Annotated in this window: 19 protein-coding genes; 8 read left to right on the forward strand and 11 right to left on the reverse strand. The window is 64.9% G+C overall.

The annotated features are described in order from the left end of the window. Positions 1-150 precede the first annotated feature (150 nt). The gene (locus LMJ30_RS18320) at positions 151-1,305 is read left to right on the forward strand and encodes a type IV pilus twitching motility protein PilT (protein ID WP_229433857.1); all 1,155 of its coding nucleotides are present in this window, start codon (positions 151-153) and stop codon (positions 1,303-1,305) included. A gap of 85 nt (positions 1,306-1,390) precedes the next feature. Here LMJ30_RS18320 and LMJ30_RS18325 read toward each other — a convergent pair whose 3' ends face one another. The 4 genes from LMJ30_RS18325 to LMJ30_RS18340 are packed head-to-tail and all read right to left on the reverse strand — an operon-like array spanning position 1,391 to position 4,424. Next, entirely contained in the window at positions 1,391-2,662 is a 1,272-nt protein-coding gene (locus LMJ30_RS18325) for a c-type cytochrome (protein ID WP_229433858.1), read from the reverse strand. Continuing rightward, positions 2,659-3,342 carry a c-type cytochrome gene (locus LMJ30_RS18330; RefSeq protein WP_229433859.1) on the reverse strand — a complete coding sequence of 228 codons (684 nt, stop codon included), beginning with the start codon at positions 3,340-3,342 and terminating at the stop codon, positions 2,659-2,661. Before LMJ30_RS18330 ends, LMJ30_RS18325 begins: the two co-directional genes overlap by 4 nt. A gap of 3 nt (positions 3,343-3,345) precedes the next feature. Beyond that, positions 3,346-3,921 (reverse strand): 3'-5' exonuclease, encoded by a 576-nt coding sequence (locus tag LMJ30_RS18335; RefSeq protein WP_229433860.1) that lies wholly within the window; start codon positions 3,919-3,921, stop codon positions 3,346-3,348. A gap of 8 nt (positions 3,922-3,929) precedes the next feature. Then, positions 3,930-4,424, reverse strand: a complete 495-nt coding sequence (locus tag LMJ30_RS18340) for a ProQ/FINO family protein (protein WP_229433861.1) — start codon at positions 4,422-4,424, stop codon at positions 3,930-3,932. A gap of 562 nt (positions 4,425-4,986) precedes the next feature. Between LMJ30_RS18340 and rpoD the strand changes: the two genes are divergently transcribed. Continuing rightward, positions 4,987-7,488, forward strand: coding sequence for an RNA polymerase sigma factor RpoD (rpoD, locus tag LMJ30_RS18345; RefSeq protein WP_229433862.1), 2,502 nt, complete (start codon positions 4,987-4,989; stop codon positions 7,486-7,488). Positions 7,489-7,598: 110 nt separating this feature from the next. On the opposite strand, the gene LMJ30_RS18350 is transcribed toward rpoD, so the two are convergent. Then, positions 7,599-8,894, reverse strand: coding sequence for a PAS domain-containing sensor histidine kinase (locus tag LMJ30_RS18350; protein ID WP_229433863.1), 1,296 nt, complete (start codon positions 8,892-8,894; stop codon positions 7,599-7,601). A gap of 326 nt (positions 8,895-9,220) precedes the next feature. Here LMJ30_RS18350 and LMJ30_RS18355 point away from each other — a divergent pair, with 326 nt between their 5' ends. Further along, positions 9,221-11,179 (forward strand): methyl-accepting chemotaxis protein, encoded by a 1,959-nt coding sequence (locus LMJ30_RS18355; protein ID WP_229434038.1) that lies wholly within the window; start codon positions 9,221-9,223, stop codon positions 11,177-11,179. A 160-nt stretch (positions 11,180-11,339) separates the two neighbouring features. On the opposite strand, the gene ppc is transcribed toward LMJ30_RS18355, so the two are convergent. Continuing rightward, entirely contained in the window at positions 11,340-14,156 is a 2,817-nt protein-coding gene (gene ppc, locus LMJ30_RS18360; RefSeq protein WP_229433864.1) for a phosphoenolpyruvate carboxylase, read from the reverse strand. A gap of 156 nt (positions 14,157-14,312) precedes the next feature. On the opposite strand from ppc, the gene hemC reads away from it, so the two are divergent. The 5 genes from hemC to ppa all read left to right on the forward strand — a co-directional run bounded on the left by hemC (position 14,313) and on the right by ppa (position 19,024). Next, positions 14,313-15,278, forward strand: a complete 966-nt coding sequence (gene hemC / locus LMJ30_RS18365) for a hydroxymethylbilane synthase (RefSeq protein ID WP_267869724.1) — start codon at positions 14,313-14,315, stop codon at positions 15,276-15,278. Further along, the gene (locus LMJ30_RS18370; RefSeq protein ID WP_229433865.1) at positions 15,271-16,041 is read left to right on the forward strand and encodes a uroporphyrinogen-III synthase; all 771 of its coding nucleotides are present in this window, start codon (positions 15,271-15,273) and stop codon (positions 16,039-16,041) included. Before hemC ends, LMJ30_RS18370 begins: the two co-directional genes overlap by 8 nt. Beyond that, positions 16,038-17,186 carry a uroporphyrinogen-III C-methyltransferase gene (locus LMJ30_RS18375; protein ID WP_229433866.1) on the forward strand — a complete coding sequence of 383 codons (1,149 nt, stop codon included), beginning with the start codon at positions 16,038-16,040 and terminating at the stop codon, positions 17,184-17,186. Before LMJ30_RS18370 ends, LMJ30_RS18375 begins: the two co-directional genes overlap by 4 nt. Before the next feature lie 3 nt (positions 17,187-17,189). Then, the gene (locus LMJ30_RS18380; RefSeq protein ID WP_267869709.1) at positions 17,190-18,386 is read left to right on the forward strand and encodes a heme biosynthesis protein HemY; all 1,197 of its coding nucleotides are present in this window, start codon (positions 17,190-17,192) and stop codon (positions 18,384-18,386) included. A gap of 98 nt (positions 18,387-18,484) precedes the next feature. Further along, entirely contained in the window at positions 18,485-19,024 is a 540-nt protein-coding gene (gene ppa / locus LMJ30_RS18385) for an inorganic diphosphatase (protein WP_229433867.1), read from the forward strand. A gap of 224 nt (positions 19,025-19,248) precedes the next feature. On the opposite strand, the gene LMJ30_RS18390 is transcribed toward ppa, so the two are convergent. From LMJ30_RS18390 to LMJ30_RS18410, 5 genes are all read right to left on the reverse strand, one after another. After that, positions 19,249-20,682, reverse strand: a complete 1,434-nt coding sequence (locus tag LMJ30_RS18390) for a PA domain-containing protein (RefSeq protein WP_229433868.1) — start codon at positions 20,680-20,682, stop codon at positions 19,249-19,251. Then, positions 20,669-21,076: a post-PEP-CTERM-1 domain-containing protein gene (locus LMJ30_RS18395; RefSeq protein WP_229433869.1), complete on the reverse strand. Its 408-nt coding sequence runs from the start codon at positions 21,074-21,076 to the stop codon at positions 20,669-20,671. The genes LMJ30_RS18390 and LMJ30_RS18395 overlap by 14 nt, the downstream gene beginning before the upstream one ends. 22 nt (positions 21,077-21,098) lie before the next feature. After that, positions 21,099-21,755: a choice-of-anchor J family PEP-CTERM protein gene (locus LMJ30_RS18400; RefSeq protein ID WP_229433870.1), complete on the reverse strand. Its 657-nt coding sequence runs from the start codon at positions 21,753-21,755 to the stop codon at positions 21,099-21,101. 313 nt (positions 21,756-22,068) lie between these two features. Then, positions 22,069-23,127: a branched-chain amino acid ABC transporter permease gene (locus tag LMJ30_RS18405; protein ID WP_229433871.1), complete on the reverse strand. Its 1,059-nt coding sequence runs from the start codon at positions 23,125-23,127 to the stop codon at positions 22,069-22,071. 9 nt (positions 23,128-23,136) lie between these two features. Next, positions 23,137-24,123, reverse strand: a complete 987-nt coding sequence (locus LMJ30_RS18410; protein WP_229434048.1) for a branched-chain amino acid ABC transporter permease — start codon at positions 24,121-24,123, stop codon at positions 23,137-23,139. Positions 24,124-24,159 lie beyond the last annotated feature (36 nt).

Genomic DNA, 24,159 nt, shown 5'->3' on the forward strand with positions numbered 1-24,159 from the left:
TCCTGCACCTTCGCGGCGTGCTTGCCAAGCGATTTCCGGCCGCCAGGCTGCTTGGGGCAGATAAATTTATCTTTCGGATTTGCAATTTCTCGGCGGTACTAGTCTTATAATTACCGTCACTTCCGTTCTACGTATTCCCGAGATCACCACATGGAAAACCACGAGTCGTCGCAAATCCGCACCTTGTCGTATGTGGAGAATGAAGACCATCCGGTGTTCGGCACCCTGGTCGAACAAATCCTGCACCTGCTCAATTCGCGCCTGGTGTTCTCCGACATCATCATTCACCAGAATAGCCCGCTGCTGTTGCGCCAGCCGAAGGGCCTGGTCGCGGTGACCGACTCGCCGATCACCAAGGAAGAGCTGGAAGAGTTCTTCGAAGTGATCGAGCCTGACTGGGAAGCGCGCATCACCGACCGCGCCTTCGACCGCTCGATCGACCTGCACACCGCGCGCATCCGCGCCAACTGCTTCACTTTCCAGGGCAAGAAGCGGCTCGGCTGCGTGATCCGGCGCTTCCCGAAAGAGCCGCTGGCGCTGGGCAGCCTGGGCCTGCGCACCGCCGAGCAGGACTTTGCCCACCTCACATCCGGCCTGGTGCTGATCATCGGCGACACCTGCCAGGGCAAGTCGACCACGATCGCCTCGATGGTCGACGAAATCAACAAGACGCGCTCGGGCCATATCATCACCATCGAAGACCCGGTCGAGACCCTGATCCCCCAGCGCAAATGCATCATCACCCAGCGCGAAGTGGGGCAGGACGGCGACGTCGAGAGCTACTACCTCGGCGCGCTGGACGCGCTGCGCGAGCGGCCGGATGTCATCGTGATCGGCGAAATTCGCGATGCCGAGACGGCGCAGGAGGCGCTGGCGCTGGCTGAATCGGGCCCGCTGGTGCTGGCGTCGCTGCACGCGCGCTCGACCGAGCTGGGACTGCAGAAAATGAACCGCCTGCTGGGCAATTCGGAAGCGCAGTCGCAGGCGCTGGCCAATGCGCTGCGCGGCGTGCTGTGCCAGGCGCTGCTGCCGTCGGTCGACGGCGACCGCTACTACCTGGCGACCGAGTGCCTGACCTCGAATCCGGAAGTGGTGCGGATGGTGGAGTCGGCCCGCTTTGCCGACGTGCGTACGCTGATGGACGGCGGAACCGGCAAGTTCAATGCCGGCTGTCACTCGATGAATTCGGCGCTGGTGTACCTGCTGCGCGAAAAGAAGATCAGCATGGAAGATGCGCGCAACGCCACCACCGACCGGATCGGGTTTGCCGACGCCTGTTACGCGGCGATGCTGAACGTGGCGTAAATGTCCTCGGCGGATGACGCTTCGCTCTTCCGCCCTACGCACCTGGCTCGACGTAGGGCGGAAGAACGAAGCGTCATCCGCCGATTTAATCCAGCGGCACTGCGCGGTAGCGATTGACCTCGCCGCTTGAGACGGGCGCCGCCCGGTTTCCCCAGCTGCTGCGCAGGTAAGTGAGCAGCGACGCCGCCTCCGCATCATTGAGCACGTGGCTAAACGGCGGCATGCCGTACGGCCGCGGATTGCCCTGCGTCCCTGGCGCAAAGCCGCCGTTCATCACACTGCGGATCGCATTTACCGGCGAATCCATGGTCACCGCGCGGTTGCCCGCCAGCGGAGGATAGTGGGGCGGCAGGCCTTTGCCATCGCCGCCATGGCAGTCGATGCAGTGGGTCTCGTACAGGCGCTTGCCCTGCGCGACAAGCTGCTCATTTTCGGGGCCGGCGACGATTTCTGGCTTGTCCACCGGTGTATGCGGTAGCGACTTCAGGTACACGGCCATCGCGCCCAGGTCCGGCTCCGTCAGGTGCTGCAGGCTTTGCTGCACCACTTCCGCCATCGGCCCGACCACGGTCGCGCGCGGCGATACGCCGGTCCGCAACAGCTGGACGATTTCGGCCGCCTCCCATTTGCCCAGTCCTGCTTCCGCGTCGGAGGTCAGCGAGGGCGCATACCATCCGATCACCGGGATCAGGCCGCCTGCCAGGCCACTGCCCGGCGCTCCCAGCGTATTGCGGCTGCTATGGCAAGCCGCGCAGTGCCCGAGGCCCTCGACCAGGTAGGCGCCGCGGTTCCACTCGGCGCTGCGCGAGGCGTTCGGTTCGAACACCGCAGGCTTGAAGTACAGCAGCCGCCAGCCTGCCAGTGCCAGCTGCTGGTTGTACGGGAAGCGCAGCTGGTGTGGTTCGCTGGCGCGCTTCTGCGCCGGAATCGTTCGCATGAAGGCATACAGCGCGTCCGAGTCGCTGCGCGTGACCTGCGTGTAGTTCGTGTACGGGAAGGCAGGGTAGAGCAGGCGGCCATCGCGCGACTTGCCGTTGTGGAGTGCATTCCAGAAGTCGTCCGCACTCCAGTTGCCGATGCCGGTCTCATTGTCGGGTGTGATGTTGGGCGCGACCATGCGCCCGAACGGCGTATCGATTGCGCGCCCGCCGGCGTAGTCGGCGCCGCCGCGGGCAGTGTGGCAGGCCATGCAGTCCCCGGCCCGCGCCAGGTAAGCGCCGCGAGCGATGTTGGCGGGCGTTGCGGCCCATGCTTGCGGGGAGCTGGCGGGCACGAACTGTTCGCGCGGCCAGGCAATGGCGATGGCCGCAATCGCAAGGGCGGCAAGGGCAGCGGCGCCGAGGGCGATCTTGTTCATGGCGCGCTACCGCAGGCGATCGGCAGCGGCCGTGCGATGGCGGTGTCTGGACGCGCTGACGGCGACACCGGCTGCGCCGCCAGCCAGCCTGACACGGCCGACACATCGGCCAGGCTCAGGCGGTTGGCGATGTCTGCCATGCAGTCGGGCGCGTGGGCGCGGCGGACCTTGTTCTTCCACGCGCCGAATTGCGCGTTGACGTAGTCGCGCGGCAGCCCGACCAGGCCCGGGATCGATGGCGTGACCCCGCTCAGCGCCTTGCCGTGGCAGGCGATGCAGGCCGGGACGCCGATGGCGCGGTCGCCCTGCATCGCCAGCACGCGCCCGCGTTCCATCACGGCCGCGGGCAGCGCTGGCTGTGGCGTGGCAAGTGGCGGCAGGTGCTGCCGCGAGAAGTGCTCTGCGATTTCGCGCAGGTAGGCGTCGGGCAGGTGGTTGACCATGTAGGTCATCATCGGGAACTGGCGCGCACCGGTCTTGAAGTTGACCAGCTGGTTGTACAGGTAGCCGGCCGGCTTGCCCGAAATGCGCGGGAAGAAAGCGTCGTTACGGTCGGGGCGCGCGTGGCAGCTGGTGCAGGCCAGCACCCGTTGTTCCATCGTGTCCGGCAGGGTGGCCGGGCGGGCGGCCGCAGCCGGCCCGGCGGCGCATGCCAGCAGCAGCAGGGCCGGGGCGCGCATGGCTTAACTGTCCTGGCGCCAGCGGCGGTAGACGCGCAGCGCCACATGGGCGTCGTCGGCCGCGTACAGGATCTGCTTTTCGGTCAGGCGCGGCGTGGCCCAGTTGGTGGTGGTGATTTTCTTCGACTTTTGCAGGCGCTGGCCGAAAAAGCGCGCCACCGCCGTCTTGGCGCCCAGCGTGTTGCGCTCGCCGCGGCGCAGGGCCGTGGACAGGTCGAGTACATTGTTGGCGTCGATGCCGAGCTTGCTGCGCAGGCGGCGCACGTCGTCGGTCAGGCCGAAGCCCACTTTCAGGATCGTGGGCGATTCGAGTACCGCGCGCAGCACTTCGACCAGGGGCGAGGCGCCGATCTGGAACAGGTAGGCCGCGTCGTCGGTAGCCAGTTGCACCAGGTGCGGGCCGGTCGAGACCTCGCCTTTGGCGAAGGTCGGCTTGGATTCGGTGTCGAAGCCCAGCACGTCCGATGCCAGCAGCGCCGCCAGTGCTTCGGCGGCGTCGCGCTCGGACCTGACCATGCGCACCTCGTGCAGCTTGATGCCGTCGTACGGCGGAAGCAGCTCTTCCGGATCAGGCGTCATCAGGCCTGTTAACCGTTGCGGGAGAACTTGGAGGCGAGCTGTTGCAGCTTCTCCTGGCGCAGGCGGTTGGCTTCTTCGGCCTGGGCTGCGTCGCGCTCGGCCTTCTTGCGCTCGGCTTCCTTCTTGAAGCGCTGCTGCAGCACTTCCTTGGCGTGGGCCCGGTGGGTGTCGGTGACTTCGTCGCCGGCATTGCCGTCAAGGTCGAAACGCTGGGTGGCTTTTTCCATGACGCGCAGGTAGCGCAGCGATCCGGTGTGGATGCCGAGCGCGGCGCGCATGGTCTTGCGGTCCACCTCGGGCATGCGCGCGAGGATCTGCTTGTCGATGCCGATGGCCAGCGGCAGGCAGTTGCGGAACGCGGGGAACTGTTGCTGGAGCTGCTTGAGCAGGCTGCGGGCGCTTTGCGGCGCTGCCGCCTGGGCTGGTGCTGGTGCAGGTACGGCGTCGGGCGCGGCAGCGTCCGCTGGCTCAGCTGCAAGGGGTGTTGGATTCATTGACTTCATTGTAAGAGCTGGAACCGGAAGGATAGCACGCGCACATTCGGAAGTGATGGGCCAAATTGGCAACATGTGTTCTGAACACAGTTGACAGTTCGGCAAACTCCCTCTACGAACGCGGGCGCGGCGGGACGAAATCGTGTATGATCCGCCTCTTGCCTTGCGCACGGCTTGACACTGCGCAGGGTTCACCGGAAGGTGAAACGGGGCTGCGTGTGCAGCTATGCGAAAAGCTTATATCCGGTATTTGGTTATTCAATTATCGTGATATGTTGCTATGCCGCATAATAGCACCTGTCTCCTCTATTCTTCCCTGAAAAATAGATTCAAGCCCGTTTTTGCCAGCGGGCTTTTTTTCGTTTTGTAATGCACAGCGCCATTTTGATCACTGCACAATCGACTTACGCCTTTCCATCGGACACGCGAACGCGAACGGTGGTGCTTGCATTCCAGCCGTATTGCCCTTAGCTAGGGCCATCCCAATTCACGCTCCATCGGGTCCGCCTTGCGGGCCCAGGTGGATTATTGACTTCGCAGGCATGCAGCACGCCTCGACTGGAGAGTTTTAATGAAAAACACCGCCAAGACACTGACACTGACCGCCGCCAAGGCCCCGCGCAAAGCGACCGCGCAGCTGGCCGTCCCGAAGACCGCGACCTCCTACTTCCTCGAAACGGAAGCGGCGGCGCCGGTCACGGTGGTGAAGAAGGGCTCGCGCCTGGCGGCGGTGAGTGCGGGCGAGGGCGGTGAAGGGACGGCGGTCGAAGCGGGCGCGGTGCCGGTGGTGGTGCGCAAGCGTTCGCGCCTGGCTGCGGCCGAACCGGTTGTTGAAGTCGCCGCGCCAGCGCCGGCGCAGGCCGAGCCGGCCGCCGCGCCAGCGGCTGCCCCTGCGGCGGCGCGTGCACCGAAGGTGCGCGTGGCGGTGAAGAAGGCGGACGAACCCGTGGTCAGCCATACCACCGCATCGGTGGTCAGCGATGCGGCCACCCTGGCCGCGATCGATACCTCGGGCTACCTGCTGCCATCGGTGAAGGTGCCGGGCCGCCGCGGCCGCAAGCCGAGCGAATTCATGCCGGAGCACGACGAAGTGGCGGCACTGAACGCGGTTGAGCGCGCCGAACTGAAGGCGGTGTCGAAGGCGAAGGAGCGCAAGGCCAAGAACGGCCTGTCGAACATCCTGGGCGGCGATGAGAAGACTTCCGAGGCTGACCTCGAGCGCCGCCGCCAGCAGATCAAGAACCTGATCAACATGGGCAAGGACCGCGGCTTCCTGACCTACGCCGAGATCAACGACCAGCTGCCTGAAAATATCATCGATCCGGAAGCGATCGAAGGCATCATCGCGACCTTCAACGACATGGGCATCGCCGTCTACGAGCGCGCCCCGGACGCCGAGATGATGCTGCTGACCGACACGGTCGCCACCGCCACCAGCGACGACGAAGTCGAAGCCGCAGCCGCCACCGCGCTGTCGACCGTCGATTCCGACTTCGGCCGCACCACCGACCCGGTGCGCATGTACATGCGTGAAATGGGCGCGGTCGCGCTGCTGACGCGTGAAGGCGAGATCGAAATCGCCAAGCGTATCGAAGGCGGCCTGAAAGACATGGTGCAGGCGATTTCGGCCTGCCCGACCACGATCGCCGAAATCATCGCGCTGTCGCACAAGATCGCCAAGGACGAGATCAAGGTCGATGAAGTAGTCGACGGCTTCGTCGACCTGAACGAAACGTCCGCGCCGGTTGCCCCGGTGGCGCACGCCGCCGCGTCCGACGATGAAGAAGACGAAGAAGAGCATGAAGAAGAAGACGGCGACGCCAATGGCGGCGCGGCCGGCTTCTCGACCGAACAGCTGGCGCAGCTGAAGAAGGCGGCGCTGGAAAAGTTCAGCCTGATCGAAGACCAGTTCGACAAGATGGCCAAGGCCTTCGAGAAGGACGGCTATGGCAGCAAGAATTACGTCAAGGCGCAGGAAATCATCTCGAACGAGCTGCTTGGCATCCGCTTCACCGCCAAGATCGTCGAGAAGCTGTGCGACACGCTGCGCGGCCAGATGGACGAAGTACGCCAGATCGAGAAAGCCGTGCTGGCGATTTGCGTGGACCGTTGCGGCATGCCGCGCGCGCACTTCATCAAGGTCTTCCCGGGTAACGAGACCGACCTGGAATGGGTCGACCGCGAAGTCGACTGCGCCTATCCGTACAGCGCGGTGCTGAGCCGTAACGTCCCGGCGATCAAGGAACTCCAGCAGCGCATGATCGACCTGCAGGCGCGCGTGGCGCTGCCGCTGGCGGACCTGCGCAAGATTAACAAGCAGATGGCTGCCGGCGAAAAGCGCGCGCGCCACGCCAAGCGTGAAATGACGGTGGCCAACCTGCGCCTGGTGATCTCGATCGCGAAGAAGTACATCAACCGCGGCCTGCAGTTCCTCGACCTGATCCAGGAAGGTAACATCGGCCTGCTGAAGGCGGTCGACAAGTTCGAATACCGCCGCGGCTACAAGTTCTCGACCTACGCGACGTGGTGGATCCGCCAGGCGATCACGCGTTCGATCGCGGACATGGCGCGCACGATCCGCGTACCGGTGCACATGATCGAGACCATCAACAAGATGAACCGCATCTCGCGCCAGATCATGCAGGAAACCGGCAGCGAGCCGGACCTGGCGACGCTGGCCCTGAAGATGGAAATGCCGGAGAATAAAGTCCGCGAGATCATGAAGATCGCGAAGGAGCCGATTTCGATGGAGACCCCGATGGGCGAGGACGGCGATTCGCAGCTGGGCGACTTCATCGAAGATAACACCACCCTGGCCCCGCTGGACGCGGCGCTGCACGCGTCGATGCGCAACGTGATCAAGGAAGTGCTGGACTCGCTGACCCCGCGCGAAGCGAAGGTGCTGCGCATGCGCTACGGCGTCGAGATGTCGAACGACCACACGCTGGAAGAAGTGGGCAAGCAGTTCGACGTGACGCGCGAGCGTATCCGCCAGATCGAAGCGAAGGCCATGAGCAAGCTGCGCCAGCCATCGCGTTCGGACAAGCTGAAGAGCTTCTTGCACAACCACTAAAACGCCAGCGTCTCCCCACTAAGCCGGCGGATGACGCTTCGCTGTTCCGCCCTACCAGCCGCAATGGCCGTAGGGCGGAAGAGCGAAGCGTCATCCGCCGGTTGCTTGTTCTAAGCCGCCGTCTCCCCCGTCTCATTCGGAATCAGGATCGACAGCCGCGTCCCGCCTGCCTCCACGCATTCGATCCCCAGGTCGCCCCCGAACACGTCGACCCGTTCGCGGATCGCGCGCATGCGCTGCGCCGCCTCATCGCCGCAGCCGATGCCGCCGCCGTCATCGGCGATCGTAATCGACAGCTGTTCGTGCCCCCCGGCCAGCGTGACGTCCACCCGGCTTGCCTGCGCGTGGCTCAGCACGTGCACCAGCGCCTCCTGCACGATCCGGAAAATGACCGAGGTGCGGCGCGTGTCCGTCATCGGCGCATGCGCGCCGGCCACCTTTAGCGTACAGCGTATGCCGCTGCGCTTTTCGAACTGCTCGACCAGCCACTCCAGCGCTACCGGCAACCCCAGCTCCAGGGTGCTCGGATGCAGGTCGTTCATGATCATGCGCACGGAACGGATGGTGGCGTCGATGGTGTCGAGCACGTGGCCGACGCGGCGTTTGAGCCGCGGATGCCGGTCGCTGGCGCGCGCATGCAGCATCTCGACGTCGATCTTCAGCGCGAGCAGGTTTTGTCCCAGTTCGTCATGGATGCCTTGGGCGATGCGCCTGCGGTCTTCTTCCTTCAGCATTTCCAGTTCCGCAGTCAGCGCGCGCAACTGCAGGAAGGAGCGCTGCAGCGCATCTTCGGCCTGCTTGCGCTGGGTGATGTCGACGTACACGCAGATCAGGCTGTGCGGTGCGCCTTGTACGTCGAATACGGGTCGTTTGTAGGCCTCGACCTCGACCACGCGTCCGTTCGCGTCGTTGCGTACCTGCGATTCGCTGACCACCACCTTACGCGCGGCAAACACCGCGCGGTCCTCGTCCAGTACTTCCAGCATCCGGGCGGGCGGGATCCACTGGTGGCCGGCGGTGCCGCCAGCGCGCGCGAAAGGCACGCCCCATTTTTCTTCGGCGGCGTGGTTCATCAGCACGATGCGCGATTGGGCGTCTTTGACGATGACCGGCATCGGCAACGTGGAAAGGATGTCGTGGGTGCGCTTTTCGCTGGCTTCGAGCGCGCTCTCGGCGGCCTTGCGCACGCCGATCTCGGCGCGCAGTCGCTGGTTAGCCCGTTCCAGTTGCGCGCTACGTGCCCTGATCCGCACGCGCAGGCGGTCGTTGTGGATCATCAGTGCGCCCACACCGGTCCCCAGTACGCCCGACAGTACTGGCGAAACCTGTCCGGAAAAACCCGCCGCCAGCGCGGCAATCGCGGCGCCAAATACCATGACGCCGGCAACCCTGGCCGCCCATCTCATCTCGACAGTTCCCATTTGCGCCGCAGTCCATGGAGAGAAAAACTGGTCAATTCTATATGTATCACGAGGAAATAATACTAATAGTTCCATCAGGTTTAAATGATAAGGTTCATTATCGATTGCCTAATTTTTAGGCATCCGCACAACAGTTCGCTGACGAAAGACCGTATGCGGAGTGAATAATCTTGACGCCAGCCTCGTGGCGTTTGAACATGCCATACGGCAATGAAATTCTCCGCCGATCAATTTTCCTCAGTTATTAATACCGCAAGGGTCCCCAAGTGCCAGTCCGCTTTTTACGCAACGCGTCGATCAAGACCAAATTGATGGTCAGCATGGCAGCATGCATGCTGCTGTTCGTTATTATTTCTGCCGTGTTGAGCGTCACCCTGACCGCTACCGGGCTACGCGAGCGCGCGGTCCAGCAGGAATTGCCGGCCGTAATCGGCGAAATCCGCAACGATGTGCGCCGCGAAATCGCCGTGCCGCTGGCCATGTCGCTTGCACTGGCCAATAACACGCTGCTGTACCAGTGGGAAGCGGACGGACTGGGCGACGAAGGCATGCCGGCATGGCAGGGCTATTCGCAGCAGCTGAAGAAGACCAGTCATGCCAGCCTGGTGTTCTGGGCCTCCGACAGCACGGGTAAGTTCCTGACCGAAAAGGGCTTCGACCGCATGCTCGACAAGTCGACGGCGCAGGATGACTGGCTGCCGAAGTTCCTCGCTGGCGGCAAGCCGTTCGAGCTGAACCTCGACCATGATGTGACCATGAACAAAACCATGCTGTTCATTAATGCGCGTGTCGAGGCGGGCGGCGGCAAGCTGGCCGTGGCCGGCATGGGCCTGTCGGTCGAGCAGATGGCCAATACGGTGCGCAACTATAAGGTTGGCAAATCGGGTTATGTCTACATGGTGCGCGCCGACGGCAACGTCGTCATTCACCGCGACCCCAAGGTCGCCGATGGCAAGCACCTGCTGAAGGATATGCCGGGCTTTTCGCCCGAACTGTCGGGCAAACTGCTCAATAACGCGCAGTTCACCCACGTCACCGTCGACGGCGATGTCGGCAAGCGCATTGTCGCCTCGTCGTTCGTGCCTGAACTGAACCTCTACCTGATCGCTGACGTGCCGGAATCGGAAATCCTGGGCGGCCTGGCGCGCTCGGCCACCATTGCCGCCCTGGTTGCGGGCCTGGTCGGCGGCGGCATTGGCATGTTCATCATTTTCCTCGTCAGCCGCGCCATCACCGCGCCGGTAGCACGCGCTGCCGCCATGCTGAACGAAATTGCCGACGGCAATGGCGACCTGACCCGCCGCATGGCGGTGGAATCGCGTGATGAAGTCGGCGCGCTGGCCGAAGGGTTCAACCGCTTCGTGTCGTCGCTGAACCGCACGATGACCAGCGTACGCACCAGCACCAACGCGATTGCCGACGCCTCCAGCGAAATCGCCGCGGGCAACATGAACCTGTCGGCGCGCACCGAATCGCAGGCGTCGAGCCTGGAGGAGACGGCCGCCACGATGGAAGAGCTGACCTCGACCGTCAAGCAGAACGCGGAAAACGCGCGCCAGGCCAACCAGCTGGTGATGGCCGCCAGCGGCCAGGCGGAAAAAGGCGGCGCGGTGGTAGGCGAGGTGGTGCAGACCATGGGTTCCATCACCGACAGTTCGCGCCGCATCGCCGATATCATCAGCGTCATCGACGGCATCGCATTCCAGACCAACATCCTGGCCTTGAATGCGGCAGTGGAAGCGGCGCGCGCTGGCGAGCAGGGCCGCGGTTTTGCGGTTGTCGCCACCGAAGTGCGCAACCTGGCGCAGCGCTCGGCCGCTGCGGCAAAGGAAATCAAGGAACTGATCACCGACTCGGTCGGCAAGGTCGAAGCGGGCAGCCGCCTGGTCGACACGGCCGGCGCGACGATGCACGAGATCGTCACATCGGTGAAGCAGGTCGCCGACCTGATGGGCGAAATTGCATCGGCCAGCAATGAACAGAGCCACGGTATCAGCCAGGTCAACCAGTCGATTGTCGAAATGGACAACGTGACCCAGCAGAATGCGGCGCTGGTCGAGGAAGCGGCGGCGGCAGCCGGCGCGCTGCAGCAGGAGTCGGCGCGCCTGGCCGAGGTGGTGGCGATCTTCACGCTGGAAGAAACCCAGGCGGCGGTTCGCGCCCCGGCTGTCGCGGCTGCGCCCGCGCGCCCGGCGATCGCCAGCCCTGCCGTCCAGCGCAAGGCCAAACCTGCGCCGCGCGTGGAGACGGAGAACTGGGAAGAGTTCTGATCCGTCTCACGTGAACGAAAAATGGCCGGTGATGAACCGGCCATTTTTTTCGAACACCGCCGTCGTTCCCGCGCAGGCGGGAACCCATACTCCAGGCGATCATGGATTCCCGCCTGCGCGGGAACGACGATGGCCGGTGCCGCAGCGACTGGCTCTTCCTTTAGCCCGTATTGCGCAAGCCTGCCGCGACGCCGTTGATCGACAGGTGGATGCCGCGGTGGACGCGCGGGTCGGCGCGCTCCGGGTCGCCTGCCGCCGAACGGTGGCGGTGGATCAGCTCTACCTGCAGGTGGTTCAGCGGGTCAAGGTAAGCGAAGCGGTTCTGGATCGAACGCGCCAGCAGCGGGTTTTTGGCCAGCCGTTCGCCGGCGCCGGTGATCGCTTCAAGACAGCGCAAGGTGCCCGCATGCTCGGCCGAGATGCGCCGGAAGATGCGTTCGCGCAGTTCGGCGTCGGCGACCAGTTCGGCGTAGCGCGAGGCGATCGCCAGGTCGGTCTTGGCCAGCACCATGTCCATGTTCGACAGCAGCGTGGCAAAGAACGGCCACTCCTGGTACATGGCGCGCAGCGTTGCCAGGCGGTCCTCCTGCTTGCCGTCGGCCAGCCATTCGCTGATGGCCGAACCGAAGCCGTACCAGCCCGGCAGCAGCAGGCGGCACTGGCCCCACGAGAAGCCCCAGGGAATCGCGCGCAGGTCTTCGATGCGGCGGGTCGACTTGCGCGAGGCAGGGCGCGAACCGAGGTTCAGCTCCGCGATTTCGGCAATCGGCGTGGCCGAGAAGAAGTAGTCGGTGAAGCCCGGGGTTTCGTACACCAGGTTGCGGTAAGCCTTGTAGGCGCGCGCGGACAGCTCTGCCATCACCGCTTCGAATCCTGCCAGGCGCTCGGCGTGCGAGCCTTCCTCGGCGTGCGGCATCAGGCTCGCTTCCAGGGTCGCGGCGACCAGCAGTTCGAGGTTGCGGCGGCCGATGTCGGCATTGGAGAACTTGGAGGCGATGATCTCGCCCTGTTCGGTCAGGCGGATCTGGCCATTGACCGTGCCCGGCGGCTGCGCCAGGATCGCGTCGTAGCTTGGGCCGCCGCCCCGTCCTACCGTGCCGCCGCGGCCGTGGAACAGGCGCAGCTTGACATTGGCGTCGGCGAACACGCGCACCAGCTGGACTTCGGCTTTGTACAGTTCCCAGTTCGACGTCAGGAAGCCGCCGTCCTTGTTGGAGTCGGAGTAGCCGAGCATGACTTCCTGCAGGCGGCCCTGGTGGTCGATCAACTGGTGTACGAACGGCAGCGCCATCCACTCGCGCATGATGTCGGGCGCGCGCTGCAGGTCGGGGATGGTTTCGAACAGCGGGATCACCATCACGTCGAGCTGGCCCGCCTTGGGGCGCAGCAGGCCGGTTTCCTTTTGCAGCAGCAGCACCTCCAGCAGGTCGGACACGGTTTCCGTGTGCGAGATGATGTAGTTGCGGATCGCGCGCACGCCATAGCGGCTGCGGATCTCCTTGGCAGCGCGCAGGATCGCCAGTTCGGAGTTGGTCTCGTCGGTGTAGTCGGTGTACGGCGAGGTCAAAAGCCGCGGCTGTTCGAGTTCTGCCAGCAGCAGCCGCACCTTCTGTTCTTCGCTGAGAGCCGCGTAGTCGCCTTCGACGCCCGCGCTGGCGAACAGCTCGGCCAGCACCCGCTCATGCACGTCGGAAGTCTGGCGCATGTCGAGCGAGGCGAGGTGGAAGCCGAAGATGGCGGCGGCGCGCTGCAGCCGTGCCAGGCGCGGCGCGATCAGCAGTTCGCCGTGGTTGGCGCGCAGCGAATCGGCAAGCACGCCGAGGTTGGCGCCGAATTCGGCGGCGTCGGCATACGGTGCGGCGTGGCCCACTTCCTTGCGCAGCACGTGGGCGGCGCCCAGTTCGCGCGCGGTGGCGGCCAGGCGCGCGTACATGCCGATCAGGGCGCGGCGATACGGCTCGTCGCCGCGGTGGGGCGATGCGTCGGTCGATGCATCGGCCAGCGCCTGCAGTTCCGGCGACACCTTGACCATCAGCGTCGACACCGACAGCTCGGCGCCCAAGGTGTGCACTTCATCGAGGTAGAAGTCGAGGATCGTGGTGGCGTGGCGCACCAGCGCGTGGCGCATGGTGCCGGCGTTGACATTCGGGTTGCCGTCGCGGTCGCCGCCGATCCAGCTGCCCATCTGGACATACGAGGCGTCCGGGCGCACGCAGTCATTGTCGGGCTGGTCGTACTGGGCCGCGATTTCCTCGGCGATGTCGTCGTACAGGCCCGGCAGCTCGCGCAGGAAGGTGATGCGGTAGTACGACAGCGCATTGTCGATCTCGTCGGCCACCGTCAGCTTCGAGTAGCGCAGCATGCGGGTCTGCCACAAGGTGGCGACGCGCGAGGTCAGCAGCTTGAGGTTGGCGGCGCGTTCGCGCGGCGTCAGCGGCAGGTCGCGTTCGGCCAGCAGGTGCGCGATGTCGTGCTCGACGTCGAGGATGCTCTTGCGCTGCACCTCGGTCGGGTGCGCCGTCAGTACCGGCGCGATCAGCGCGTCGCGGAAGAAGTTTTGCACCGTATCGCCCGACACGCCGGCTTCCTTGAGGCGCGACAGCGCAAAGCTGACGCTGCCGCGCTGCGGCTTGGAGCCGGCCAGCAGGTGGGCGCGGCGGCGGCGGATGTGGTGCTGGTCTTCTGCGATGTTGGCCAGGTGCGAGAAGTACGAGAACGCGCGCACCACCGAAATGGTCTGGTCGCGTGTCAGCTTGTGGAGCAGGGCGTTCAGCTCTTCGCCGGCCACGGGGTCGGCTTCGCGGCGGAAGCGCACGGCGGTCTGGCGGATGGTTTCGACGATGTCGAAGACGTCCTCGCCTTCCTGGTCGCGCAGCACGTCGCCGAGCAGGCGGCCGAGCAGGCGGATATCTTCTTTCAATGGCGCGTCTTTGTCAGCGCCGGGTTCGTTTTCTTGGGCAGATGCTAGGTTTACCATGTTGGACCACAGAATGAAATGTTGGTGCAAAGGCTTATGGCCACGGTCTGCAAAGGAGGCGCGTGATAAAATTTGTGATCTTATGCAAGCGCCGGTAACTGGCATTCGCCGGTTAGGGCAACGACAGTGAAAGAAATCGTTTTGAGAGCAACTGAATTGACGCCACAGCAGCCTTCCAGGTTAATCATCGCTTCGCGCGAGAGCCGCCTTGCCATGTGGCAGGCTGAGCACGTGCGCGCGCAGTTGTCACTATTATATCCGCAGTGCAGCATCGAGATACTGGGAATGACCACGCGTGGTGACCAGATCCTCGACCGCGCCCTGTCCAAGGTGGGCGGAAAGGGCCTGTTTGTCAAGGAGCTGGAGGTGGCGATGGCCGAAGGCCGCGCCGACCTGGCCGTGCATTCGCTGAAAGACGTGCCGATGGACCTGCCGGACGGCTTCGAGCTGGCCGCCGTGCTCGAACGCGAAGATCCGCGCGACGCCTTTGTGTCGAACGACTACGCCAGCCTCGACGAACTGCCGCCGGGCGCGGTGGTGGGCACCAGCAGCCTGCGGCGCCAGTCGCTGATCGCGGCGCGCTACCCGCACCTGGTCATCAAGCCGCTGCGCGGCAACCTCGACACCCGCCTGGGCAAGCTCGATCGCGGCGATTATGCGGCGATCATCCTGGCCGCGGCCGGCCTCAAGCGCCTCGGCCTGCCGGAGCGCATCCGCACCACGCTGACACCTGAAGAAAGCCTGCCGGCCGCCGGGCAGGGCGCGATGGCGATCGAGATCGTCTCGGGCCGCACCGACATCGACTTGCGCGCAGTGCTCGCGCCGCTCAACCACGCCGCCACCGAGCAGGCCGTGCGCGCCGAGCGCAAGGTATCGAAAGTCTTCGGCGGCAGCTGCCAGATCCCGCTGGCCGCGTTTGCCACCGTGGTCGGCGACAGCATGCACCTGACCGCGATGGTCGCGACGCCGGACGGCAAGCGCACCGCGCGCGCTGAACTGAGCGGCGCGGCGCATGCGCCGGAAGCGCTCGGCCAGCAGGTCTCGGACCTGCTGGGGCAGCAGGATGCCCACGCGATCCTGGCCGCGTGCAAGGTGCAGGCCGACGCAGCGCCGGATGTCTGATACGGTCGTTATCACCCGTCCGCTGGCGCAGTGCGAAGACCTGGCGCGCGCCGTCCAAGCGCTGGGCCGCAAGCCCGTGCTGCTGCCGCTGCTGGAAATTTCGGCGCTGGACGACACCGCCGCGCTGAAGGCCGAGCTGGCATCGCTGGACGCGTATGCGATGGTGGCGTTCGTGTCGCCCAATGCCGTCGATGCGGCGTTTGCCCATATCGACCGCTGGCCCGGCGGCGTCACCATTGCGGTGGTGGGCGAGGGCAGCCGCGCCGCGCTGGCGCGCCACGGCGTGACCGACGCCAATGCCACCATCGTCAGCCCGCGCGACCCATCGCGCAGCGACTCCGAACACCTGCTGCAAACGCTCGACCTGGCTGCCCTCGCGGGCAAGCGGGTGCTGATCGTGCGCGGCCAGAGCGGGCGCGAACTGATGGCAGATGGCTTGCGCGCCGCCGGCGCCATCGTCTCGACGGTGGCGGCTTACCGCCGCAGCGTGCCGCCGCTGACGCCGCAAATGGCGGCCACGCTGACCGGCTTGCTTGCAACGCCCAACGACTGGATAATCACGAGCTCTGAAGCACTGCGCGGCCTGATGGCCCTGCTGCAAGAGCTGGAACCCGAAGCGGCTGTGGCAAAAATGCAACAGCAGCACTTGATCGTGCCGCACGCGCGCATCGCCGAAACGGCGAACACTCTTGGACTAACCCGACTGACGCTCACCGGTTCGGGCGACGAACGTCTGCTTGCCGCGTTACAATCTCAAAGATGAACGATTTGCCTACATTACCTGACCAGAACGCCGCGCCTGGCGCGTCGCCATCCCCTGCCGTCTCGCAAGAGATGCGCAGCAGCCGCCCGGCCGACGAGAGCGTGCGCGATTTCGTGCAGCGTCCGCTGACGATCGTGGTGATCCTGCTGGCGCTGCTGCTCGCCGCGCAAGCCTGGTCGAGCCGCAACGCCATTTACAAGCTGCGCCAGGAGATGGCCAAGAGCCTGCAGCGCAATGAACTGACCACCACCGAGACCAGCGCGCTGGCACGCGGCGTGCAGGACCAGCTGCGCGACCTGCAGGCCAAGGTCGGGGTGCTGGAAAACCGCCAGGTCGAGGCGCAGAGCCAGCAGCTGGCGCTGGAACAGCTTTACCAGGACCTGTCGAAGAGCCGCGACGAGTGGGCGCTGTCCGAAGTCGAGCAGGTGCTGTCGACCGCCAGCCAGCAGCTGCAACTGGCCGGCAATGTGCAAGGCGCCTTGATCGCGCTGGCCAACGCCGACCGTTCGCTGTCGCGCTCGGACAAGCCGCAATTCATCACGATCCGCCGCGCGATCGCGCGCGACACCGAAAAACTGCGCGCGCTGCCAAGCCTGGACCTGGCCGGCGTCGCACTGCGCCTCGATAACGTGATCGCACAGGTCGACACGCTGCCGATGCTGGCCGACGAAAAGCCGGTGCTGCCGTCGCGCCCGGATCAGCCGCAGCGCGCGCTTGGCGCCAAAGGCGCCAAGGGTGTGGCTGCGCCTGAGCAGCCGATGGGCCTGGCCGAACGCGCCCAGCAAACCTGGCGCAACTGGAGCAACGAGATGTGGACCGAGGTGCGCCAGCTGATCCGGGTGCGCAGCGTCGAAGAACCGGCCGCGCTGATGGTGTCGCCGTCGCAGGCCTATTTCCTGCGCGAGAACCTCAAGCTGCGCCTGCTGAATGCACGCCTGGCGCTGTTGTCGCGTAATGAAGCGGCCTTCCGCGCAGACCTCGACGCGGCGCAGGAAGCGCTGCTGAAGTATTTCGACACCCGCGCGCGTTCGACCCAGACCGCCCAAGCGCAGCTGCGCCAGGTCCAGGCCAACAACCTGGCGATCGAAATGCCGACCCTGTCCGACAGCCTGAACGCTGTGCGCAACTACAAAGCGAAGCCATAAGCCATGCGACTTCTTCTCTGGTTAGTCGCATTGATGGCCGCGGCCATCGGCATCGCCGTCACGGCGCGCTTCAATCCCGGCAATGTGGTGTTCTTCTACCCGCCGCACCGGATCGACGTGTCGCTCAACTTCTTCGTGGTGCTGGTCGGCCTGCTGTTCGCCTTCCTGTACTTCGCCGTGCGCGCCTTCCGCGCCACCGTGTCGATGCCGGCCAAGGTGGCGGCCTATCGCCAGCGCAAGCGCGAACGTGACGGCAACAAGGGCCTGCGCGATGCGCTCAAGGCGCTGTTCGAGGGCCGCTTCGGGCACGCCGAAAAGGCTGCCGCACGCGCGGCCGAACTGCCGGAAAACGCCGGACTGGCCGCGCTGATCGGCGCGCGCGCTGCGCACCGCATGCGCCAGGCGGCGCGCCGCGACGCCTGGCTTGCCGGTATCGCGCACGACAACAACCTCAAAACCGCGCGCCTGATGACGGTTACCGAGCTGTTGGTCGACGACCACCAGCCCGAAGCTGCGCTCGACGCGGTGGCGGAACTGAACGCCAGCGGCACGCGCCACATCCACGCGCTCAAGTGGGCGATGAAGGCAAACCAGCAGGCCCGCAACTGGCCTGAGGTGCTGCGCCTGGTACGCTCGCTCGACAAGCACAAGGCGCTGCATCCGGCGCTGTCGTCGCGCCTGCGCGAGCTGGCCTATGACGCGCTGCTGACGGACGGCTCGCATGACGCTGAATCGATCAAGCGGGTGTGGGCGACCGTGCCGGCGGCCGAGCGGGTCAAGCCATACATCGCTGCGCACGCGGCGCAAGCGTTGAACGCGCGCGGCCTGCACGACGAAGCACGCATCACCGCCGAAGAATCGCTGAAGGTAGAGTGGGACGACCGCGTGGTGCGCGCCTACCGCGAAGCGGCCGGCGCGCCAGGCTCGCCAACCCTGCTGGCGCAGATCGAGCACTGCGAAGAATGGATCCGCCAGCGCCCGAACGACGCCGAACTGGCGCTGACCCTCGGCGCGCTGTGCCTGAAGCAGAAGCTGTGGGGCAAAGCCCAGCGCTACCTGGAACAGGCGCTGTCCGACGCGTCCGAGGGCCGCATGGTGCGTGAAGCCCACCTGAAGCTGGCGCAGATGCACGAGGCGCTGGGCCAGGAAGCCGAAGCGGCCGCGCACTACCGGCAGTGCGCCCTGGCGTCGATTCTCTGATCAAAAAAATCCCGGAGGCCATTGCTGCGTTGCACAAGAATCAAGCAATGTTCGTTATAATGGCGTCCTCGTTTACTGTATGCACTTAAGGAAATTCCATGAGTTTGAATAAAGTCTCCGCTGGCCGCGACGTGCCGAACGATTTCAACGTGATCATCGAAATCCCGATGAATGCCGATCCGATCAAGTACGAAGTGGACAAGGAGAGCGGCGCGATTTTCGTTGACCGCTTCATGGGCACCGCGATGCACTATCCGTGCAACTACGGCTACGTGCCGAACACCATCTCCGACGACGGCGACCCATGCGACGTGCTGGTGATCACCCCGTTCCCGCTGATTCCAGGCGTTGTGGTCCGCTGCCGTGCGATCGGCGTGCTGAAGATGACTGACGAAGCGGGTGGCGACGCCAAGATCCTGGCCGTACCGGTCGACAAGATCCTGCCGATTTACAGCCACTGGCAAAAGCCGGAAGACCTGCAAGATTTGCGTCTGCAGCAGATCCAGCACTTCTTCGAGCACTACAAGGACCTCGAGCCAGGCAAGTGGGTCAAGATCGAAGGCTGGGCTGGCCCGGATGAGGCGAAGGCCGAGATCCTGGGTGGTGTCGAGAAGTACAAGGCTGAGAGCGGTAAGTAAACCGCGCACAGCTGCGAATTTGTAGGGCGGAAAAGCGATAGCGTCATCCGCCGGGTTTTGCGTCAACCCGACGCTTGATTCGGCGGATGACGCTTCGCTCTTCCGCCCTACACGTTTGTGAGGTGCCAGCACGGCGGATGCGGCCGTTGGCCTTATCCGCGGTACGTGGTCCATCGCCGGACGTAGGGCGGATAAGCGAAGCGCATCCGCCGAATTGTCGGCCGCTACCAGCCTATATCCTGCATCAGCGCCTGCGTCAGGTCCCTTGGCGCCTTCACTTCATGCAGCAGGTCGGCATTGATCGACGGCTCCATCAGCTGGTTGGTCTTGGCGTCGGTCGTAAAGTGCGATACCGACGAGCCCGGATCAAACTCCGCCGGCACAAACATCCGTATCCGCCTGGCGCTGTCGGTGCCAGCGAGCCGCTGGGGATCGATCGTCAGGTTGGCCACAACGCCCGACCTGTTGCGCGAACGCTTGGCCAGCACCGCCTTCAGCGCCGCCCCCGCAGTCTGGCTGATCCGAACCGCCGGAATCGTGATCGCCGGATCGCCGCCGCCCAGGCCTGTTACCGGTCCGGGCGCGTTGTCAGCCACCACCATCCCCCTGGCCCCGGCATCTTGCACATGCTTTGCCTTCACCACAAACGAGCATTCGCCCCGGTCAACCAGCGCGATGTTGCCTTTGACCGCAGCTGCATTTGCCTCCGATAGCGGCGCGCAGGCCAGGCCGGTGCCGTTGGCCTGGTCCACGACCGGCATGACATCGCCCTTGACCCCGGCAGCGTCCAGCGGCGGCCCGAACGAGGCGTCGCCTACGTCATACGCGCCCCTGGCGCTACCCGCGCGCCTGCCGGTGACCGTCATCGTCGATTGCGGCGACAATACGGTTGGCACCTGGCCGGTCACGAACTCGCCATTCCACGACAGCCCCGTTTCGCTCAGGGCGGAGACGCGCCGCTCGTCGTTGCTCATGTTGACCCACAGCTTGTTGGTGCGGTTGTCGATCAGGTGGTGGTCCCACACCGACGGGCGCTTTTCATAGGGCTCGCCAGTCTGTTCATCGGTGAATCCCTGGAAGCCGAGGCCGTGCGCCATTTCGTGCAGCAGCACCGTTACCAGGTTGATCTTGTCGCCGTGCTTGTTGTCGAGGCCAAGGTAGAACCCCGATCCCGGCATACAGTCCGGGAACAGCCCGAGGCGGGAGTTGAAGCGGGCGCGGATATGCGGCTCACCTCCGGGCGCCTGGTCGGCGCCCGCCAGCTTGCTGGCCAGCGCGCTCGGATACCAGGTGTTGGGCCGCGGCGCGTTGGGAAAGTCGCTGAAGATGTCGTTGGCGCCGGCCGATCCAAGCACCGCGGTGTCGGCAGTGCAGGGCAGCGGGACAAAGCTGGCGCCCACCCGCACGGGGATATTGCTCGACAGCGTAGCGCCCCAGATGCCGGCGGCGTGCTGGAAGGCGATCAGCCGTTGCTGGCCGAGCGTGGTGCCGGTGTTGCCGCCGACCGGCTGCGCCGGCGTGGGGTCGTTGAATCCTTCGTTCGGGGCATTGTTGTTGACGATGGTAACAACGACTGCGCCTTGCGCACTTGCCCACATGGAGCACGCAAGCGCCAGCGCCGCGGCGCGGCGGAGCAGGGCAGGTCTATTCGCGTTCATGGCCGTGCTCCTTGATGGCAACGCCCGGGGCGGGCTGCTCGACGGCGGCGCGGGCGGCGTGCTCGCCGCCGGTGCAGCCAATCACCTGCCTGCCCCCGGCATCGCGGGAGAGGACCGAATACACCATGCCGCGCTCGCCGAGGTGCAGGTGGCGGGTGCCGTCAGGGCGTTGAACCGAGGGTGCAATGGCCGGTGCCGGCGCCATCGCTTTCTGCTGCGCGCGCAGGGCGCGCAGTTCGGCTGGAGTGGGTGCGCGCAGCTGGCCGCTTTCGCGGTCGCGTACCACAACCATGCCTTCCTGCCCGGCCGCGCCGGCGGAAGGCGGCAGCGAAAACGCTGCGAGCGCCAGCATCGCCGCCAGGGTTACCCCTGGCGAGCTTCTCTCGTTCATCATGTTTCGATCCTCCAGGTTGCTGCTACGCCTGTCGTCGGCGCAGCATGGTGAATGCGAACAAGCCGGCGCCCAGCATCAGGTAAGCCGACGGTTCGGGAACGGAAAGTACGCTGACTGTATCGATACCGACGTAATTCGAGATCTCCGCGTCGCCGGTGTAGCGGAAGGCAAAGCGGCCTTCGCCCACGTAGGGCAGCGACAGGTTGAATTCCTGCCACGACCCGGGGTAGGGCGTTGCGCCGCCGATGGTGGCGAGCAGGGTGTCGAAACCGGCCGGGTCGCTGCCGCTGCCTTCGCTGAAGCGCACCTCCAGCGTGTCGTTGTAGCCAACAACCGGGGCCGAGCGGGTAAAGAAGGTGAGGGTGGTGGGGCCGATCAGGTCGAGCGTCGGCGTGATCAGCCAGTTGTTGATGCTGCCTTCGCCGCCGGCGGCGCTGAAATAGTTGGCGGCAATGTAGGCGGTCGGCGCGCCCTGGTGGGCCGGGAAGACTTCAGCCGTGCCCTGGAACCAGGGCTCGCCTGGCGGCACGCTGTTATTCATCAGCGACCAGCCGGTAAGCATCTCGACGTCGTCGAAATCTTCGGACAGCACTTCAACCGCCTGTGCGTGCGAGGTCGCAGGCACAATGGCGGCGAGGGCAAGCGTTGCCGCCGCCGCGAGGGTTTTGTACGTTTTCATGGGTGTATTCCTTTTTTATTTGCCAGGTTATGGGTCACCCTCGCGCTGGCATACGTCGAGGCCATTGCCGAGTCCATCATATGTTCAGAAACCCGCTGAACTTTTGCGCTCGCACTAACTTGGGACCTGAACTATTTTGAACAAAACTTGACGGGTTCGATTGCGCAACCGTTGCGTCGGATGCGCCCGGCGGGCTTATCCGGTCCGGTAGGGCGGATAAGCGCGAAGCGCGCATCCGCATGTACAGTGTCGGCAGAGAAAAAAAGAGGGCGCCGTTAGGGCGCCCTCAATGACCACGGTTGGGGAAATAAAGTCAGCGCGCGGGGCGCAGCTTTCCGACGATGCCGGTAGGGAAGAAGTAGATCGAGAGGATGAACAGCACGCCCAGCCACAGCATCCAGCGGTCCGGGTGCAGCGCCTCGCCAAGCACCGGGATGCCAGCCAGCGTCGCCTGGCCATCGTCCATCAGCGATTTCAGGTAGTTCTGGGCGATGATGAAGAGCGCCGCGCCGATCACCGCGCCGTACATCGTGCCCATGCCGCCGATGACGACGATCAGCAGGATATCGGTCATCACCTCGAATCCCAGCATCGTCTTCGGACCGACGTAGCGCAGCCACAGCGCCATCAGCGCGCCGGCCAATGCCGCGACCAGCGCGGCCAGGCAGTTGGCCCAGATGCGGTAGACCACCGTGCGGTAGCCCAGCGCCTCGGCGCGGAATTCATTTTCGCGGATCGCCTGCAGCACGCGGCCGAACGGCGAGTTCACGAGGCGCAGCAGGAAAAGGAACAGCAGCAGGCAGCCAATGAAGACGATGTAGTAGGTGATTACCTTGCCGTCGACCGAACGGCCGAATACTTCGTTTTCCAGCAGCGAGAAGCTGGGGCTGAGAAGGTCTGGAACGCTGAAGGTCTTGCCGTCTTCGCCGCCGGTGAAGTCCGACAGTTGCGATGCGAGCACCGCGAACGACGAGGCCACCGCCAGCGTGATCATGGCGTAGAAGATGGCGCGCACGCGCAGCGCGAACAGTCCGACCACCAGCGCCAGGACCACCGTCAACAGCATCGCCAGCAGCACGCCGACGAAGATGGCGCCCCAGGTTGGCTCGGCGTCGGCAAGTGCGAGGCCGACGCCGTAGGCGCCGATCCCGAAGAACATCGTGTGGGCGAACGACACGATGCCGGTGTACCCAAGCAGCAGGTCATACGACGCCACCAGCACAATGTAGACGCAGATGGTGGCGGCGGTGTTAAGCGGGCGCGCGCCGGTGGTGATGAACGGCGCCAGAGCAAGGCCGACGAGCACCACCAGCAGGGCGGCCGACAGCGCGCGGCTGCGCGGCAGGTCGCCGGAGAGGATTTGATTGAGCATGTGCGTTCCTTAGCGGCCGTTGGAGTACATCCCGGCCGGCCGCCACAGCAAAATGGCGATCATCAGGATAATGTTGGAGACCAGCGCCACCTTCGGCGCAAGGAAGCCGGCGTAGTTCGCCACCAGCGCCATCAGCAGCGCGCCGATGAAGCAGCCGGCCACCGATCCGAGGCCGCCGATGATGATGACGATGAAGATCATCACCATGATCTCCGCGCCCATCGACGCCGACAGCGTTTCCTTGTACAGGCCCCACATCACGCCGCCCAGGCCAGCCAGTGCGGAACCAGCCGCAAACACCGCCACGAACAGGCGGCGGATACGGTAGCCCATCGCTTCGACCATCTCGCCGTTTTCGACGCCGGCGCGGATCAGCAGGCCGATCTTCGTGCGGTTCAGGATCAGCAGCATCGCCACGAACACCACCAGGCCGACGACCACCGCCACCAGACGATACTTCTCGATGGCCGAGTCGCCCAGCAGGATCGCGCCGCGCAGGCTTGCTGGCAGCGGCAGCGGGATCTGCTCCGCGCCCCAGATGACGTTGATGACCTGTTCGGCCACGATCATGCCGCCCATGGTGATCAGGATCTGCTTCAGGTGCTGGCCGTAGACCGGCTTGATGATGATGCGTTCGAACGCGACGCCGATCAGCGCGGTCGACGCCATCGCCACTGTCACGGCCAGCGCCAGTACGCCGAGGTTCTGCAGCAGCGAGTCGGCCTGCAGCGCGCCGCTCATCGGGATCAGCACCGTGGTCGCTGCGAACGCGCCGACCGCGACGAAGGCGCCGTGGCCGAAGTTAAGCACGTCCATCAGGCCGAACACCAGGGTCAGGCCACTGGCCATGATAAAGATCATCATGCCCATCGCCAGGCCGGCAATGGTCAGGGTGACCCAGGTAGGGAAGTCGCCGACCAGCGGCAGCATGGCCAGCATCAGCGCCGGCACCAGCAGCGCGGGCGCATAATCGCGCTTTGCGGCCGGGATGACCATATCGGCGGTCGCGGGTGGGGAAATTGGGACAGTCAC

This window comes from Massilia agrisoli, from assembly GCF_020831365.1.
Classification (GTDB): Bacteria; Pseudomonadota; Gammaproteobacteria; order Burkholderiales; family Burkholderiaceae_D; genus Telluria_A; species Telluria_A agrisoli.